This window comes from Gordonia sp. CPCC 206044, from assembly GCF_048537895.1.
Lineage (GTDB): Bacteria > Actinomycetota > Actinomycetes > Mycobacteriales > Mycobacteriaceae > Gordonia.
The window spans coordinates 174,675-191,420 of record NZ_JBCLVL010000008.1 but is presented as its reverse complement, the minus strand read 5'-3'; the positions used below and the strand labels follow the sequence as shown (position 1 = coordinate 191,420).

General features: G+C 63.6%; 16 protein-coding genes and 1 pseudogene. 3 read left to right on the top strand and 14 right to left on the bottom strand.

The annotated features are described in order from the left end of the window. Positions 1-8: 8 nt before the first annotated feature. Positions 9-1,065, bottom strand: a pseudogene (locus AAFP35_RS14945) (TIGR03617 family F420-dependent LLM class oxidoreductase). A gap of 229 nt (positions 1,066-1,294) precedes the next feature. Here AAFP35_RS14945 and AAFP35_RS14940 point away from each other — a divergent pair. Genes AAFP35_RS14940 through AAFP35_RS14930 form a run of 3 tightly spaced genes read left to right on the top strand, consistent with a single transcriptional unit; the run spans position 1,295 to position 3,563 of the window. Beyond that, on the top strand, positions 1,295-2,311 hold the full coding sequence (locus AAFP35_RS14940) for a Rieske 2Fe-2S domain-containing protein (RefSeq protein ID WP_419222416.1): 1,017 nt from the start codon (positions 1,295-1,297) through the stop codon (positions 2,309-2,311). Then, positions 2,308-2,928: a cysteine hydrolase gene (locus AAFP35_RS14935; protein ID WP_419222415.1), complete on the top strand. Its 621-nt coding sequence runs from the start codon at positions 2,308-2,310 to the stop codon at positions 2,926-2,928. Before AAFP35_RS14940 ends, AAFP35_RS14935 begins: the two co-directional genes overlap by 4 nt. Then, positions 2,925-3,563, top strand: coding sequence for a PaaI family thioesterase (locus tag AAFP35_RS14930; RefSeq protein WP_419222414.1), 639 nt, complete (start codon positions 2,925-2,927; stop codon positions 3,561-3,563). Before AAFP35_RS14935 ends, AAFP35_RS14930 begins: the two co-directional genes overlap by 4 nt. A gap of 42 nt (positions 3,564-3,605) precedes the next feature. On the opposite strand, the gene AAFP35_RS14925 is transcribed toward AAFP35_RS14930, so the two are convergent. From AAFP35_RS14925 to AAFP35_RS14865, 13 genes are all read right to left on the bottom strand, one after another. Beyond that, positions 3,606-3,848 carry a hypothetical protein gene (locus tag AAFP35_RS14925; protein WP_419222413.1) on the bottom strand — a complete coding sequence of 81 codons (243 nt, stop codon included), beginning with the start codon at positions 3,846-3,848 and terminating at the stop codon, positions 3,606-3,608. Between the two features lies 1 nt (position 3,849). Then, positions 3,850-5,010, bottom strand: a complete 1,161-nt coding sequence (locus AAFP35_RS14920; RefSeq protein WP_419222412.1) for an amidohydrolase family protein — start codon at positions 5,008-5,010, stop codon at positions 3,850-3,852. A 75-nt stretch (positions 5,011-5,085) separates the two neighbouring features. Further along, on the bottom strand, positions 5,086-6,276 hold the full coding sequence (locus tag AAFP35_RS14915; protein WP_419222411.1) for a CaiB/BaiF CoA transferase family protein: 1,191 nt from the start codon (positions 6,274-6,276) through the stop codon (positions 5,086-5,088). A 34-nt stretch (positions 6,277-6,310) separates the two neighbouring features. After that, positions 6,311-7,162 carry a mycofactocin-coupled SDR family oxidoreductase gene (locus AAFP35_RS14910; protein WP_419222410.1) on the bottom strand — a complete coding sequence of 284 codons (852 nt, stop codon included), beginning with the start codon at positions 7,160-7,162 and terminating at the stop codon, positions 6,311-6,313. Positions 7,163-7,197: 35 nt separating this feature from the next. Then, the gene (locus tag AAFP35_RS14905) at positions 7,198-8,559 is read right to left on the bottom strand and encodes a cytochrome P450 (protein ID WP_419222409.1); all 1,362 of its coding nucleotides are present in this window, start codon (positions 8,557-8,559) and stop codon (positions 7,198-7,200) included. A 16-nt stretch (positions 8,560-8,575) separates the two neighbouring features. Beyond that, positions 8,576-8,767: a ferredoxin gene (locus AAFP35_RS14900; RefSeq protein WP_419222408.1), complete on the bottom strand. Its 192-nt coding sequence runs from the start codon at positions 8,765-8,767 to the stop codon at positions 8,576-8,578. 495 nt (positions 8,768-9,262) lie between these two features. Next, a complete protein-coding gene (locus AAFP35_RS14895) occupies positions 9,263-9,703 on the bottom strand; it encodes a Zn-ribbon domain-containing OB-fold protein (protein ID WP_419222407.1) in 441 nt (146 codons plus the stop codon). Positions 9,704-9,708: 5 nt separating this feature from the next. Then, positions 9,709-10,884, bottom strand: a complete 1,176-nt coding sequence (locus tag AAFP35_RS14890) for a thiolase C-terminal domain-containing protein (protein ID WP_419222406.1) — start codon at positions 10,882-10,884, stop codon at positions 9,709-9,711. 216 nt (positions 10,885-11,100) lie between these two features. Beyond that, the gene (locus tag AAFP35_RS14885; RefSeq protein WP_419222405.1) at positions 11,101-11,679 is read right to left on the bottom strand and encodes a hypothetical protein; all 579 of its coding nucleotides are present in this window, start codon (positions 11,677-11,679) and stop codon (positions 11,101-11,103) included. 95 nt (positions 11,680-11,774) lie between these two features. Beyond that, positions 11,775-13,283, bottom strand: coding sequence for a TetR/AcrR family transcriptional regulator (locus AAFP35_RS14880; RefSeq protein ID WP_419222404.1), 1,509 nt, complete (start codon positions 13,281-13,283; stop codon positions 11,775-11,777). Between the two features lie 306 nt (positions 13,284-13,589). Beyond that, positions 13,590-14,711 (bottom strand): alpha/beta hydrolase family protein, encoded by a 1,122-nt coding sequence (locus AAFP35_RS14875; protein WP_419222403.1) that lies wholly within the window; start codon positions 14,709-14,711, stop codon positions 13,590-13,592. 200 nt (positions 14,712-14,911) lie between these two features. Next, on the bottom strand, positions 14,912-15,214 hold the full coding sequence (locus AAFP35_RS14870; RefSeq protein ID WP_419222402.1) for a hypothetical protein: 303 nt from the start codon (positions 15,212-15,214) through the stop codon (positions 14,912-14,914). 14 nt (positions 15,215-15,228) lie between these two features. Continuing rightward, a complete protein-coding gene (locus AAFP35_RS14865) occupies positions 15,229-16,737 on the bottom strand; it encodes a class I adenylate-forming enzyme family protein (protein WP_419222401.1) in 1,509 nt (502 codons plus the stop codon). Positions 16,738-16,746 lie beyond the last annotated feature (9 nt).

Sequence of the window (16,746 nt, the reverse complement as noted above, 5' to 3'; positions counted from 1 at the left end):
TCGGCCGGTCAGGCCGGAGTCGAGGCCGCCATCACCCGTAGGTCGTCGACGATCTCAGCCCTGGCCTGCGCCGACAGATTCTTGGGTAGTGCGGGTATCGCACGGTCGATCACGCCCGAGCAGCGTTCGCGGAGTCCGTCGGCCACTCCAGCGACAGGCGCCACGACCGCGAAGGTCGCCAGCATCTCATCGGAGATCAGTCCGGCCATCGCATCCCATTCGTCACGGAGTGACAGACCGTGGAGTTCGGTCTGCAGATCGCCCCAACCATGGAGTTCGAGCACCTTCCGGTAGGCGGGCGTCGAACCGTAGAACGCGATCGGGCGCCGGGTTGCCGCCGCGGACTCGGCGAAGCCGTCCTCGGTGTCACCGGTGACCACGAAGACCGGTGCGGTCAACTGGAACTCGTCTCGACGACGACCCGACCGCTCGATACCGCGCTGCACGGTCGGCGAGGTCACCTCGCCCAGGAATCGTCGGGTTGTGAAGGGGTGGGTCAGCAGTCCGTCTGCCACCTCACCGCACATCTGTGTCATCCGCTCGCCGACGGCGGCGATGAAGATGTTGGGCACCGGTTGCGCACTGGGCTCCGGCGTGAACATCGGTGTCATGATCTTGTGCGTGTAGAAGCGGCCCTCGAAGCGCAGCTTCGTGCCGTCGCGCCACGCGGTCCAGATGGCGCGGAGGGCGTCGACGAACTCGCGCATCCGTTCCGTCGGCTCACTCCACGGCATCCCGAATCGCTTCTCTATATGGGGCTTGATCTGTGTACCGAGTCCGAGGTTGAAGCGCCCGTGCGAGAAGTCCTGCAGATCCCAAGGCCAGGCCGGCGACCGACATCGGGTTACGCGCAAAGGCCACCGCGATGTTGGTGCCGATCTCGATTCGCGAGGTGTGCTCGGCGGCCAGGGTCAGGGCCAGAAACGGGTCATGGTTGGTCTCTCCTGCCCAGCATCCGTCGAAACCCTGGTCCTCCAGGGCGGAGGCCAACTCCGGTATGCCGGACAGTCGGCTCGACACACCGGAATCGATCTTCAGTCGCGTGGACTCGGCTACAACGGTCAACTCTTGCCTCCCGGCTTCAGCAGTGTCGTGCAATATTGCTCGGGCGCTCGAAGGTCCGTGACCGATCGTGCACCGCCTCGATCCCCGACGCTCCGCCCCGAGCCCCGACTGCAAGCAGTCGGGGCCTCCCATAACGCCGTCCGCTATATTACTGTAATAGCAACAGTAATGAATGCGATGACAGCCGACGTCACATTCGGGCACGCAGAATCAGTATGTGGAGGCGACGATGGAAGTACCGTTCACCTGGAAGGTCACCGGTTGGTTCGTGATCGGTTGGTCACCGGAGTTCCCCGTCGGCGAGGCGAGGCCGCTGCGCTACTTCGGCGAGGATCTGGTCGCCTATCGCGACGAGTCGGGCGAACTCCACGTGATGACCGGTCACTGCAAGCACCTGGGCGCCCATCTCGGTCACGGCGGCAAGGTGGTCGGCGACTGCGTCGAATGCCCGTTCCACGGATGGCGCTGGGGGCCCGACGGCTCCAACCGGTACATCCCCTACGAGCCCGACCGACCCAACAAGATCCTGAAGCTCACCGTCTACCCCGTCCAGGAACAGCACGGCATCGTCTTCATGTGGTATCAGCCCGAGGGCAAGCCGCCACAGTGGGAACTGCCGGACATCTTCACGAAGTTCCCGGAGGTCACGTCGGGCCCGGAGGACTATTACCGCGCATATCCGGAGTTCTCCCGCAAGGCCGAGCGCGAACCGGTTCATCCGCAGATCGTGGCGGAGAACGGCCCCGACAGCTCACATTTCCGCTACGTTCACGGGGCAACCGTGACCCCGGTCTGTCTCGAGTGGGAGATCGTCGACAACGAATGGCGGTTCCTCACCGGTTGGCCCGACGCGAGCAGCGACGACCCGGACAAGATGGCGTTGCGCATCCACAGTCATTTCTCCGGACTGGGTTACGCGATGAGCGCCTTCGAAGGGGCACAGAATCACCGCCTGATCTTTGCGTGCACGCCGGTCGACGACGGGTACTCCGACCTCTTCTACTCGATCTGGTGGCCGAAGAAGTCCGGCGACGAGTCCGACATCCCGCCCTACGAGCTCAAGAAGAAGGTCGAGGACCGCTTCCTTGTCACGGTGTTCGAGGACCTCGACATCTGGCGGTATCAGAAATACGTCGAGCGTCCGCCCCTGGCACGAATCGATGCGAAACCGTACATGGCCATGCGCAGATGGGCGACCCAGTTCTACGAGGTGCCGCCGGCGGCCGCCGAGGCCACGACCGTATGAGCCGGTCGCTCGCCGAACTCGTCGATCCGCGCCACACGGCGATCATCACCCAGGAGTGCCAGGGCGCGGTGGTCGGGCCGGACGCCGGCCTGAAGGCATTGGCCGACGAGGCCCGTCGCGAGGCCCTCCCGAATATCGGCCGGCTCCTGAAGGTGGCGCGCGATGCCGAGGTCCGCGTAGTCCACTGTCTCGTCCAGCGCCGCGACGACGGCCTCGGCTCCAATCACAACGCTGCGCTGTTCGCCGTCGGCCGCAGCTCGGTGTCCATCGCACCCGGAAGTCCGGGCGCATCCCTGCTGCCGGAGTTCGGCCCCGAGCCCGCCGACGTCGTGCTCACCAGGACACACGGCCTCGGCCCGATGGGTGGCACCGATCTCGACGCCGTATTGCGCAATCTTGGGGTGACAACCATTGTCGCCGTCGGGGTATCGCTGAATGTGGCAATCCCGAATCTCGTGATGGACGCAGTCAACGCCGCCTATCGGGTCGTACTCCCGCGCGATGCGGTGGCCGGAGTGCCGGCTGAGTACGGCGAGGCCATGATCAGGAATACCCTACGAATGTTGTGCACCGTCACGACCACGGATGAGCTGTCATCCGCGTGGGCGCAGCGATGAGCGTCGACGACGACCTGACGACGGACCCGGAATCCTCCCCCGCCTTCGTCTTGCCGACTTCGGTTCCGGCCACGCCCGCGATAACCCGCTTCGTCGCAGCCATGCGCAGGATGCAGGACCTCGCACGCGCGGCGCAGGCCGACGACCCGTCATGGGATCTCGCCGCCGAGCAGGTCGAGGCCGTGTGTGAGACCCTCGAACCGCATCTCGCGCCTCCCGGTGGTTACGGATACCTCGGCCGCGCCGTCGGGCTTCCGGCGTTCGGCAATCCCAGTGTGCCGCCGTGGGACGTCGTGTCCGCCGAATCGTCCGGCGATGTGCGCATCCGCGGCGAGTTCAGCCGGTATCACGTCGGCGGGAACAACGCCGTACACGGCGGGATGATCTCGCTGTTCTATGACTGGGTGTTCGGTCAGATCGTGGTGGCCGCTGAACGTCCTTTGAGCCGCACAGCATTTCTGCACGTCGACTATCGCGGCGTGACCCCGATTCACCAGCCGCTCGAGGCGACCGGCCGGATCCGCAGTCTCGACGGACGCAAGGCGTTCGTCGAGGCCGAGATGACCGATGCTCGAGGTGCTGTCCTGTCGCGCGCCGAAGGCCTGATGGTGCGGCTCCTGCCGCATCAGCCGTAATCGCCCGATCTCCGCCGGCGATCCTCGAGAACGGCGGCTCGGTCAGTCCGACAGCAGATCTGTACGCAACGCTTCCATCGCGGCGATGCGACGCGCCGCGAGATCACGCGCCGCATTCCGGTTCGCCGTCGACCATCCGGTGATTCTCTCCTCACCCAGACGGTCACGCTCGGCGGCGATCTCCCTGTCCAACAGCTTGACAGCATCCTCGCGGGTCAAGAGGTCCTGATCGACCCAGTCCGGCGCGGCGATCTGTTGGACAAGCTGATGTGTTCGTGGCGCCACCTCACACCCCGGCCTCGGTACGCGGAAAGCGGAACAGACGCCGAGCATTCAACTCGACCATCTTGTGCGCTTCGTCGTCGGGCACGTCGAGCAGCGCCTCGGCGAGTAACTTGCGGCTGTTCGGCCAGTTCGAGTCGGAGTGCGGATAGTCGCCCTCCCAGGTGATGTTGTCGATACCGACCTGATGACGGTTGTCGATACCGTGTTGATCCTCGATGAAACAGCCGAAGATGTGCTCGCGGAACAGGTCTGACGGACGTACGGTCTGATCGATGTTCTGGTAGTAGCGATGCTTCTCCCAGGTCGTGTCGATGCGCTCCAGCATGTAGGGAACCCAACCGATGCCGCCCTCGGACAGGGCGAACTTCAGTTTGGGATGCCTGTGGAACACCGGCGAGAACAACAGATCGGCGGTCGCATACATCGAGTTGCACCCGAACAGCGAGATCATCACGGCCATCGGTGCCTCGGGTGCCGTCCTGGGGGAATAGCCCGAGCTCCCGAAGTGGACACACAGAACCATCTCGTGTTCCTCGCACGCAGAGAAGAACGGGTCCCAATAGTCGGTGTGGAAGGACGGAAGCCCGAGCGGCACCGGATTCTCCACGAAGGAGATGGCACGCGCACCCAGAGCCGCAGTGCGCTCGACCTCCGCTACTGCTTCATGCACATCCCAGAGTGGCACCAGCACAAGAGGTATGAACCGGTCGGGCGCGGCGGCGCACCACTCCTCGAGCACGTAGTCGTTCCAGGCCCGCACACACAGCAGGGCCAGCTCCTTGTCGTCGGCCTCGAGGAAGACGGTGCCCGCGAACCTCGGGAACGACGGAAAGTTGAGTTGCGCCTGCACGCCCTCGATGTCCATGTCCCGCACTCGTGCCGCGACGTCGTAGCAGCCCGGGAGCATGTCGGAGTATCGGATCGGCTCGGCCCCATATTCTTCCGGACGCTTGCCCGCCACCGCATTCAAGCCGATGTATCGGTAGATCCTGCCCTCGTAGAGCCACACCTGGGCCGGCGTCTTACCGGGTGTGAACTCGTGCTCGATGATCCGCGGACCGGCATCGAGGAACCTCCGCGGCAGTCGATCGGCCCACAGCGCGGGATGCTCGATGAGGTGATCGTCCGTGGACACCAGCTGCATGTAGTCCTGAAGAGGCATGGTGTGTACTCCTTTTGGTTGTCAGTAGAATTCAGATCGTCGCGGACCATGCGCGAAATGGCCCACGCGAGGTCGTCACGGCACCACTCCGCGGACCTTCAGATCGATGATCGTGTCCCAGTCGAAGCCCAGCTCATCGAGAATCTCGTCGCCATGTTCGTTGAAGGTGGGTCCACGCCGTGTGGTGGCCGGTACCCCGTCGTACTGAATCGGGGCGGTGACCAACTCGAACGGGACGCCGGCGGCGGTCGCGCACTCCTGGATCAGTCCGTTGGCCGCGACCTGTGGATCATCGAGGACCTCCACCGGATTCTGCACGACGGTCCACTGGCCGGTGAACTCCGCGAGCACGTTGCACCAGTGACTGAGTTCCTCCTTTGCGAACGTTGCCGTGAGCTCGGCCATCGCTTCGTCACCGTGCGCCATGAGCGACTGGTGGTCCGCGAACTGGTCGGCGACGGCGAGGTCGCTGCGTCCGATGAGTTCACACAGCGAGGCCCAATACTCCCCTGCCTGAAGGCAACACAGTGCGATCGATCGACCGTCGGCGGTTTGGTAGGACGCAGACAGTGGATTTCGTGCCGGTGGTGGCCACGCCCATTGACGTTGCAGCGCGGCGACCGAGATCGCTCCGCTCATGGCCCACATCCCGGTGGCGAGCAGCGAGATGTCCACAACAGGTGCCGCACCGGTGCGCTCGCGGTGGTAGAGCGCACCCATGATCCCGCCTGCGACTGTCATGGCACCGATCAGGTCGCCGAATCCCGGTGCCGGCAGGAAGGGCACATCGCCGTCCGGCTGGGTCGCTCCGAGGGCTGCTCCGGTTCGGTACCAGAACCCGAGCAGGTCATACGAGCCGCGTCCGGCTTCGGGTCCCCGCTCACCGTTGCCGGTGGCGCGCACGTAGATGATGTCCGGGTTGTGCGCACGGATGCCCTCCACATCGATCTGCAGTTTGGCACGAACGCGTGGCAGCTTGTTGGTGACGAACACGTCGGCGGCGGCGACCAACTCGTAGAGGATGTTTCGGCCCTCCGCGGAGGACAGATCCAGACCGATGCTGCGTTTTCCCCGGTTCAGGCTCTCGAACATCGGGAGCACGTCGGCGTTGCCCAGGGCGACCAATCCCCGGCCCGCGTCGCCGCGCTCCACCGGCTCCACCTTGATGACGTCGGCACCCCAGTCGGACAGCAACGCAGTCGATCCCGGACCGAACGCCTGTTCGGCGACCTCGACGACACGTACGCCCTGCATCACTGCTGTCATTGATCACCTCGGGAGATGAGATACGGAGTGTGCTTCAGTCGCTCCACGGAACCGCTTTCACGTAAGCACCGGCATCGATCCGGAGTTGCATGCCGGTGATGAACCGCGAAGCGTCACTTGCCAGGAACAGCACGGCGTCCGTGACGTCCTTCGGCTCGATGTACGGCACCGGAATCGCCTGCATGGTTCCGAAGGCGGGCTCGGCGTCCTCCCTGGTGGGGTTCTCCAGATCGGGACGGAAGACCTTGTACATGCCGTCGTTCTGAAGCATCGTCGTGTTCACGTTGGTCGGGTGGATGGCGTTGACCCGTATGCCGTCTGCTGCGAGTTGCAGCGCCAGGTCGTTGACGTACCGGGCGACCATCGATTTCGAGAGGTTGTAGGCGGAACCGCCGGGCCCCTGCTTGCTCACCGTGGCCTCCAACATGGCCGCGAGCGAGCCCGTCGCGATCACCGACGCGCCGGCCTTCAGATGGGGCAGGCTGGCGTGGATGACGTTCGCGACGCCACCATAGTTGGTGTCCAGCGTGTCCGACCAGGACTGACGCGTTTGTCCCTCACCGAGCGGGCAGATTCCCGCGTTCGCGACAACGATGTCCAATCGACCGAAGTTCGCGACACCTGCCGCGACGGCATCCCACACCGCGCTACGGTCGCGCACATCCGCGACAACGGAATGGATTCGAGCGCCTTCTTTTTCGACGAATCGTGCGGTCTCCTCGAGGTCCGCCGGCGTGGACAACGGGTACGTGTTGCCCTCCAGGTCGGCGCAGATGTCGAGGGCGATGATGTCGGCGCCCTCGGCAGCCAGGCTTATCGCATGCGAGCGACCCTGGCCGCGGCCTGCGCCGGAGACCACGGCGACCTTGTTGTTCAGCTTTCCCACTGGTAGTACCTTCTTTCTCACGTGAAGTTTCGGTATCAGATGACGGCGATCGACGGATTCGACGTCACCGGCTCGGCGATGCCCTGCTCATCCACGACCTTCTGCAGGTGTTCGAGCGTTTCCGCCAGTCCCTTGCCCTGGCGCCTACCCGGGGTGAAGGTCGCCGGCAGTTTCTGCATGCCGTTGATGATGGCCACCGACGGATAATGCACGGCCCGCTCCTTGTCGCATTGATAGTCCGGCATGCGATCGAGGACGTGGGTCACCATGTGCTTGAAGAGGTTTCGTGCGACGTTCGAACCCATGCAGCGATGTGCGCCGAGGCCGAAGCTTGCGTGACGATTACCGGTGCGGTCGAGGTCGATCTGATTCGGTTCCGGGAAGATCTCGGCGTTCCGGTTGGCCATCGCCCAGGACAGCCAGATACGTTCGCCTTCGTGCACCTCGACACCGTCGACTTCCGCGTCTCTGGCGATCGTGCGGCCATTGCCTTGTGCCGGTGTGTAGAAGCGCAAGAACTCTTCGGTGGCGGAGTCGAGCAGTGTGTCCGAGTTCTCGATCAAGCGCGTCCGCTCATCGGGGTTCTCCGACAACCACTCGAGTGAGTGTGCGGTCAGGGCGGTCGTGGTGTCGAATCCCCCGCCGATGATGAGTCGACAATTGCCCAAGACGTCCAGGTAGTCGACCGGCTCACCGTCGACGGTCAGGGTGAGAAGTGCATTGACGAGTCCGGGTCGAGGATTCTCCTTGACCTTGCTCACCCATTCATCAAGGTGCGCTTCGTATTTGGCCACGGCGGTGAGGACATCCTGCATCTCCGGGGATGTCGGATCCGTGTAGACCAGCGCGTGGATCGGGTAGCAGTACACCTCCCAGTCGCGTAACGGCAGCCCCATCAATCCCATGGTGAGTACTGCCGGGACGATATTCGCCAGGTCGTCGATGAAATCGATCTCGCCGGACTCGATGACCTCGTCGATACACGCCCGGGTGATTTCGTCGACCACCGGTATCCATCTCGCGACCGCGGCCGGCGACAGATACGGATTGAGCTGTTTCCGGTAACCCTGCTGTTCCGGCGGGTCCATCTCGATGACGCCGCTACGGTGCCTGGGGCGCGGATCGCCGGGAATCATGATGCCCCGATAGCCCTTTCGTTCTCCGTACGAGTCGAAGTCGGACGAAAGGAGGTTCGCGCCGCGGACCACCTCGAAGACCTGGGGCATATCGTTGGCGACCCAGTAACCACCGTAGGAGTCGGTCCACGCCAGCGGACACTTGCTGTGCAACTCCTCAGCGGTCTCCTCGAACGAATCGCGGAACCCTCTGGTGTGTCGCTCGAACGTGATCGGGCACTGCTTGGTGCCGAGCTGATCCTCGGATCTGGCTGTCGTCATTGTGCTGAACTTCCTGTCAGAACTCGGTGATTGCTCGTTCGGGGCATGACCGGATCGCCACCTGGACTTCATCGGCCCGGTCCACCGGGATCTCCTCGTCTACGGCGGTGGCGTGGCCATCCACTTCGTCGAGCACGAAATAGTCCGGCGCTGTCATCCAGCACAACGTGTGGCCTTGACACACGTCATTGTCGACTCGAACTCTCATGTGGGCTACCTCCGTTGAACTGTGACGTCTAGACCTGGGCCGGCGGAGGGGATCTCGGGCAGGTAAGCCATAGCCGATCCCGCGACATCTGAAATGACCACTGCAACAACTGTTCTGCACTCTCGTGGGACGCGCGGTCATATCGCATCGCTTGCCGTATATATTACGGTATCACCTTTTCGGATGATTTCATGCGACGAATCCGACATCAATTCTGCACTTCGACGGACACGAACATCTCGACGAATCCACGACTCGGCCACCGAATATGCCTCCGAATATGCCTCCGGCACAGACGAATATCGCATCCACAAAAATGTGACAGGCTGTCCACTCATGAAAGGTGAGCGAATGCCTTTGACAAACAATCATATTCGGCGTCGCGCACACACATCTGGTGATTGCCGGCCGATAGGTCAGCGATCCTCAGATGACCTCATATCCTGTGCGGCAACGCTTTTCTCCTGATACATCAATTCCGGTCCACTCAGCCGTTCATGTCGCTACTCCTGACGACGGTTCGGCCGGGCGACGAAACTGTGGCGCAGTCCATCCCTCGACCTGGTCGACAAAGAACACCTCGAGCGGTTCACCGATCTTCAGGGTGTCGGGGTCGACGTCGGTCATGTTCGACACGAATCGCGTTCCCTCTTCCAGTTCGACCACCACCACGATCGCGGGACCGTCAAAGCCCGGAACCGGTGGATGGTGAACCACCGTGAAGCTGAACAAGGTGCCCCGGCCACTCAGTTCGACGACTTCCCAGTCGAATGAATGACACTGCGGGCAGGCCGGGCCGGGGGGATGACGCAACACTCGGCACGCCGAGCAGCATTGCGCCACCAGCTTGCGGTCGGCGGCTGCCTCCCAGAAGAACTCGGTGTCGCCGTTGATCACGGGTGCGGGCCGACCCTGTGCCACTGCACTTCTGGTCATCTCCATCAGTGCCTGCCGAGGATCATGCCGCTGGTGGCGACGTAGGGACCGCCGGTGACCACCACATGGTGCGCGTCGTGAACCTGGTTCACCGCGGTCGCACGAAGTTGCCGAACGGCTTCGACTATCCCGTTGAAACCGTGCATATACGCTTCGGACAGCTGGCCTCCGTTCGTGTTCGTCGGAATGATGCCATCGATCGCCGTGCCCCCTTCTTTGACCAGGGCCACGGCTTCACCCGGGCCACAGAACCGCAGTGCTTCGAGTTGCATCAGCACCGCCGGACTGAAGTGGTCGTACAAGATCGCGACGTCCATGTCCGCGGCGCGAAGTCCTGTCTGTCGCCACAATTGATCACCGACGATCCGGGTCTCCTCGACGGATGCGATGTCGTCGCGGTACATCGTCGCCATTCCGTGCTGCCGATCGGCTATGCCCATCGCCGTACCCAGCACGGTGACCACCGGCCGGCGGAGGTCTGCGGCCCGCTCCCGCGAGGTGAGGACCAGCGCCACCGCGCCGTCGGTTTCCTGACAGCAATCCAACAGGCGCAGGGGATCCGCGATCATCCGCGACGCCTGATGATCATCCAGCGTCATAGGCCGGTCGAAGAAGAACGCATCCGGATTGTTCACGGCGTAGTTCCGCTGCACGACCGGCTGCAGCCCGAATGATTCGACGGGGACGTCGTACTGGTGTGCATACCGACGGGCACTGTGCGCCATGAACGAAGCGGGCGTGGTCATGCCGAAGGGCGACGACCAGGAGCCGTCGACGCTGCCGGTCGTGGGCTCACCTTTTCCGGCGAAGGACATCGGCTGTCCGAACCGGAAGCCCGACCGTTCGTTCATGGCCCGATAGCAGATGACGGTCTTCGCCTTGCCCGTGGCAATGGCCATCTCCGCCAGCGCAATTGCACCCGGCGCTCCCCCACCACCGGCGGCCGTGCGAGCAAAGAACGAGACTTCGTCGATCCCCAGGTTTCGGGCGAGTGTCGATTCGTCGGAGTTCTCCAGCGAAAAGGTCACGAAGCCGTCGACGTCGCTCGGCTCGATACCGGCATCATCGATTGCCGCGAGACAGGATTCGACTGCCAGGCGCAGTTCACTGCGTCCCGAGTGCTTCGAGTACTCGGTGGTTCCGAGCCCCACGATCGCCGCGGACACCGATTTCCTCACCACCTGTACTCCTGTCGTCGGGTGAATAGACTCGCCGCTGAATCGAATTGATGAATCGAATTGATGAATCGCTCTGCGGCACTCGCGATGACTGTTGCCGGGACACGATGGCCGATCACGGCCAACCGTGCTTCTTCGGACTGCTTTGTGCAGCAACCGAATAGTCGATACCGTCAGTCAGTTTCAGCGCCTCGAGTTCGATGGGTGGCAATTGGGGCATCACGCTGTCGCGCACCCAGTCGTCGAGTAGCGCCTCCAGGTCATCGGCTCGCAACACCGAAGCGTCAGTCTCCGCCATGACCCCATTTCCCGACTTCTCCGGGATGAGCACGTGTGGCGGCAGACCGCGGGTCGCTTCTGCTTGCGCCGAGTCGCCCAGGTACCAAGTGCTCGAACGAACGCCGAGCAAGAAGAAACATTCGCCGCGGTACCGGTTTCGCCGGGTTTCGGAGTGACGAACAGCATTTCGCGGTCGCGTCTGACATCAGGGTTGTCGAGCAAACAGGCGACCAGGTGATGCACACCCAGCGTGACCACCGCGTCGGGATCGCGGTTCGTGGACCCACCACGATCATCTGACGGCCGGTCCGGCTGGCTGCGGTCGACATGGACCACGAGGTCCACATGACCCGCCAGAAACAGAGCCGCGTCGGCGAATTCGTTGATCGAGGCGACATCCATCAGGTCGAGTTGCGCACCGAATGCCGTCATGCCCCGACTTCGGAGCTCGCATGCGACGAGGTCGGCCAGCACCGCCTCACTCGATCCGATGACCACGATGTGGCCCTGTTCGGCCAATCGTGTCGCAACCTCCCGCGACCAGTCGTCCGACACGTCGGTGACGATCGCTCCCGGCTGCTCGCCGTGGACATCTGCTCGGGTTCTCAAGTTCATCACGTCTCCGATACGGCTGTGGTGGTGGTGACCCGCGGAACCGAGGTCGGCCCGGGTCTGGGTCCCGTGTACCAATGGGCGGCGACCAGTGAGTTCTCCTGGTCCGTGTCGAGAAAGCCGAAGCCTTCCATGATGCGTCGCGCACCCCGATCCCAGGCCAATTCCAACGCGGTGCCGCGCCGGCTGATCGTCCATGCGGCAGCACCGGATGTCTCGCCCACGCTGTCGATCTCGACCTCGAACGATCCATCCGTGAATCCGCTTGTCCCCGAACGAGAACCTCGAGCCGTCCAGCGGCTCACCCCTGCCTCGGAGTCGTCGGTCGCCGAGCACGTGACCACCGTCGAATCACCCTTGGTGTCGAGCCGGTGTTTCGAGATCCCGACCACGAGACCCTGCGCTGACGACCACGAGACGAGCAGCGTATCCGCCGCCTCCGGATCGATCATGCCGACGCCCCGCAGAATCGAATCGCTCAGCGCGACGGTGAGATCGAATCCCGAACCGTGCGTCTCGATCACGAGTTCGGCCGAGAAGCCGCAATGGTCGGCTCCCGAAGCACGGACCTGATAATGCCCTGGCGCCGTCGGCGCGTCGATGCCCGCGAGATGGACGGTCTCGACCTCCTGTGAGTCGTGAAGGAGGGTCACCTCGACCCCACCTGCAGCAGCGGGAACCAGCTTGGCAACGCCGAATCCGTAGCCGTGACCGCCGGCGAGCCCATCGGCAGGGCCGGTCGCGGTGGCGAGGTTCCCGGTGGGCGCCGCGCCATCGGACAACGCGGGAGTGCAGGGAGACGCACGCCCCCCGGGAGCGACCGCGTTGAACTCCACCAGGTGGGTGAGATTCCTTATCAGGGCCTCTTCCTCGCCGGCATGTCCCGCGGCCCGCCACATGTAGGTCTCGGCCAGGTTCATCGCCGCCTCGACATGCCTACCGATGAAGAAGTCGCGGATGCTGAAGAACAGCAGATTGGAGAGCGCGGGAGCGTTCTCCACGCCCGGCAGGACATGACTGTGCAGCCCACTCAATATGCCCGTGGATTTCTCCGTCATGTGCTCGATCGCATGAGTTGTCGCATCCGATGTCCGCGGATCGGGACGAAAGTTCATGACGATCTGCAGCGATGCAAAGTATTCGGGCCGAGCATAATGAGACTTCAGGATCTCGAAGAGACAACGGATCCGATCGCCGGCGGTGTCGCCGACGATCGGCGTCCCCATCGTGTCGATCAGATGCTGCCACTCCCGTTCGAACGCGGCGAGCATCAGTGCTTCGCGTGTACCGAACTGTCGTTGGATCACTCCCCACGTCATTCCCGCGCGCCGGGTGATCTCATTGGAACTCGCCCGGTAGAAGCCGACCTCGATGATCGTCTCCAACACCGCGGAGATCATCCGCTGACGCGAAGGACTCGTGCCGGCGGAGCTGGAGATCGGTTGCTCTTCGTCGGCACCGGCGCGCGCAGTCGAGACACCGGACCGTCGGGACGTCGGATGACCGGTCACTGCTCTCCTTTTCGACTGCCCACGCAAGCAAGCGAAGGTTGTGGATCTCAATACGTGATGTTTGTGAACACCATCACAGCGATAGTAGATACTATCGCCGCAAAGATCAACAGGTTCGGAGGGGCGGACGCGCGGCGATGACTTGGTCATCCAATCGGCCGATGATCCTGCGCAGCAGATGATTCGAGTAGAGCGTGGCTCGCGGGTGAACAGTGTCTCGGTGCACCGGCACCGCTGAATCCGAGATGGCCATCTCCAAGCGTGCAGACGCGGAGCGCACAACGGTTTGAGAAGTAGAGCTGACGCCTATCGACGCGTCGGACCGCATTTCTCCCAGCGCGGGTTGATGCCGCCCAGGATCGTCTGGTCACCGATGGTGGCGACCGGAGGCCCACCGGCCAGTCCCCCGTCACAATCGGCGACGAGAGCCGGTGCAGGGCCCACATCCACCGGATGATCCGTGACACGAGCAGGCGAGAGCGGTCGACCGTCGGACCAGGTGCCGACCGTTGACCAGTCGACGTCACAACTCGTACGCCCGATGGCGCAGCCCTGCAGTTGGTCGGCATAGCGATACAGCAGGAAGTCGTATGCATCGATCAGGCCGTTGCCGACGGACGCCGGAGTCAGATGATCGGCAACCAGCGCCTGTTGTCCGTGGGTATCGGTGCGCACGGTGATGTGTCGCTTCTGTGCGGCGGGAATCGTGAGCGACGAGTAGACGTCGATGCCGAGTCTCGCATCCGCCATGTTGTCATCATCGAATGCGAGCGTCATCGCTTGCGTGTTCCGCGGTACGTCGATCGCACCTTTTCCGACGAGTTGCGAATAGGCTTGGGCCACCATCGACATCCACAACCCCCGGCCACCCCACCCGCGTGCACCCGCTTGGCGCACGAGATACGGAACCATTCCACCTCCGAAGGAGTGACCCCAGAAGCCCAGCCGTGAGGTATCGGCGCGGGTGGCCGCCAGGGCAGCGACGACTCCCGCATCGAACCGCCGGTAGCTGTCCTCGAACTGTTTGGTATTGGTGCCCAGGGGATAGACCGGGAACACCACGATGTTCCCGACGCTGACCAGGTGCTCGATGAGGCCTTTGTAGGCGTCCGGAGTGATCGCACCGAAGCCGTGCGAGATCACCACCGCAGGACGGTGTGCGGAGTTGCACCGGTCGCCGGTCAACGGCGTCTTCCCCGGTCCGGCGGGCACGAAGACATGGATGGGCTGCGATGGCATCGCCGGATTCGGCATCTGCCTGGCCATGACCGAACACGGTCCGCTTGCCGCACCCATCTGTACCTGGTCAGGCTGCGAGACAGCACTTGCCGGCGCGGCCTGCGCAGCCCCGGCGATGAACGACATCGCCGCGGTGCCCAGAGCGAGCAAGAACGTGAACACGCCCGTCCTCGTGTTTGCTCTCTTCACTTCTGCTCCTTCGGACAGCTGTGCGACATCGCGGATCTCCGGTCGAGCGACCCGGGCAACGACAACAAAGTACACATACTGTTATCGCTACTGTGACTCTTTCCAGATAATCCGTGTCGATGGTCGACACTTCCTCACGAGCGTGACCGTGGCCGGTGGACGTTCGGCAGTCCCGTCCGTCCGACCGGCCAGTCCTGTCGTCAGTCGCTGGCCGGCAAGGCTTTCGACTCTTTGAGGTGTAACGGAGTCGCACCGATGGACAGCGATCCTGCGCCCGCCTTGGTCACCAGGACCTCGGCCCCCGCGTCGTCCACATATCGCTTGCCGATGGCGACACCATCGCCGAAGTCCGGATCGAGAACCGCACCGTCGGACCTCGCGCCGCCGACTTCCACCATCGCAGCTCCGCCGCATCGAAGATCGTCCAACGAATCCGCTGGGACGATCACGATGACCTGCGTGTCGCACACCTGACTCTGCAGCCGGGTTCCACTCTTGATCATCAACTACTCCTTTACTACTCGGCTCGCGCGGGCCGAAGTTCGTCGACCAGAACCCGCCGCAGCAGCTTGCCGGTCGGTGTGGTCGGAAGGTCGGTGCGGAATACCACCCGGTCGGGCGTCCGCGAACCCCGCAGGCGGTCGCGGACGTACGCTCTGAGGTCGTCGGGTTCGGGCGCCTCGCCGGACACGGGAACCACGACGGCCACTATCGCCTGCCCCCATTCCGCGTCATCGACGCCGACCACGGCGACGGAGCGGACCTGGGGGTGTTCGACGAGTACGTCTTCGAGTTCCGCAGGCGCGATGTTCTCACCACCACGGATGATCGTGTCGTCCGATCGCCCGCCGATGTAGAGGTAGCCCTCCTCGTCGAATGCGGCGATGTCACGTGTGGGGAACCACCCGTCCGCGTCGAGCACCGATCCGATGTCCGAGTATTTCCCGGAGACCTGTGCGCCCCGGATGAACAGTTCGCCGGTCTCGCCGTGCGGGACCTGTCCGCCGTCGTCCCCACGGATCTCGAGTTCGATTCCGGGCACCGGTCGCCCGACCGAACCCAACCGACGTACAACCGCCGGATCGTCACTGTCGCGCGCCGCCCAATGGTCCTCCGGGGTCAGCACCGCGATGGTCGAGCTCGTCTCGGTGAGACCGTATGCATTGACGAGGCCCACGTCGGGTAGCAGTTCGAGCGTGCGGCGAACCAACGGCAACGGAACCTTGGACCCCCCATAGGCCAACGTGCGCAGCGTCGGCAGCGCTCGAGGCTCCTCATCGAGCACCCCGATGATCCTGTCGAGCATCGTCGGTACGACTGTCGCGTTCGTGATCGCTTCGCCGAGGACGAGATCCAGCCAGCCGGCCGGATCGAACTTCCGGAGGTACACCATGCGCCGGCCGGCGTAGAGGTTGGACAGCGCCGCACCTACCCCGGCGATGTGGTAGGGCGGAACGCAGATCAGCACCGCATCCTCGGGATCGGCCGAGGCGAACTCGACCGTACCCATGATGTAGCTGGTCAGATTTGCATGAGTGAGCTCGACGGCCTTGGGACGGGAGGTGGTTCCCGACGTGAAGAGCACCACGGCGACATCGTCCGGGTCGATCTCGGTGGCCGCTGCGTCGGCATCGTCGAGCGGCTCGTCCAGCGACGCCAGGAACTCCGACGACTCGATCACCGGTCGGCCCGATCGACGGACCACATCGACGTACTCCGCGTCCGCGACCACCAGAGGCTCCGGCAACCGGTCGATCAGCTCGAGCAAGGCCGATTCGCCCAGTCGATAATTCAACGGCGTGAACGCGGTGCCCGCCTGCGCTGAGGAGAAGATCAGCAGGGGCAGCATGATTCCGCCGGTACCGACATATGCGACGCGGCTCGCACCGGTCGCCACGATCCGCGCGGCGCCGCGGTCGGCAATGCGCGCGAGGTCGCCGACCGTGACGCGTACGTCGTCGGACACCACCGCGGTCCGGTCGGGATCGGTCGACGCCGACATCTCCAGCAGTAGAGAAATACTCATCACATCACC

Bases quoted from the DNA above. Each gene is read 5' to 3' on its own strand.
- AAFP35_RS14940 (WP_419222416.1), top strand. From the start codon at position 1,295: ATGGAAGTACCGTTCACCTGGAAGGTCACCGGTTGGTTCGTGATCGGT.
- AAFP35_RS14935 (WP_419222415.1), top strand. From the start codon at position 2,308: ATGAGCCGGTCGCTCGCCGAACTCGTCGATCCGCGCCACACGGCGATC.
- AAFP35_RS14930 (WP_419222414.1), top strand. From the start codon at position 2,925: ATGAGCGTCGACGACGACCTGACGACGGACCCGGAATCCTCCCCCGCC.
- AAFP35_RS14920 (WP_419222412.1), bottom strand. From the start codon at position 5,010: ATGCCTCTTCAGGACTACATGCAGCTGGTGTCCACGGACGATCACCTC.
- AAFP35_RS14915 (WP_419222411.1), bottom strand. From the start codon at position 6,276: ATGACAGCAGTGATGCAGGGCGTACGTGTCGTCGAGGTCGCCGAACAG.
- AAFP35_RS14905 (WP_419222409.1), bottom strand. From the start codon at position 8,559: ATGACGACAGCCAGATCCGAGGATCAGCTCGGCACCAAGCAGTGCCCG.
- AAFP35_RS14900 (WP_419222408.1), bottom strand. From the start codon at position 8,767: ATGAGAGTTCGAGTCGACAATGACGTGTGTCAAGGCCACACGTTGTGC.
- AAFP35_RS14895 (WP_419222407.1), bottom strand. From the start codon at position 9,703: ATGACCAGAAGTGCAGTGGCACAGGGTCGGCCCGCACCCGTGATCAAC.
- AAFP35_RS14870 (WP_419222402.1), bottom strand. From the start codon at position 15,214: ATGATCAAGAGTGGAACCCGGCTGCAGAGTCAGGTGTGCGACACGCAG.
- AAFP35_RS14865 (WP_419222401.1), bottom strand. From the start codon at position 16,737: ATGAGTATTTCTCTACTGCTGGAGATGTCGGCGTCGACCGATCCCGAC.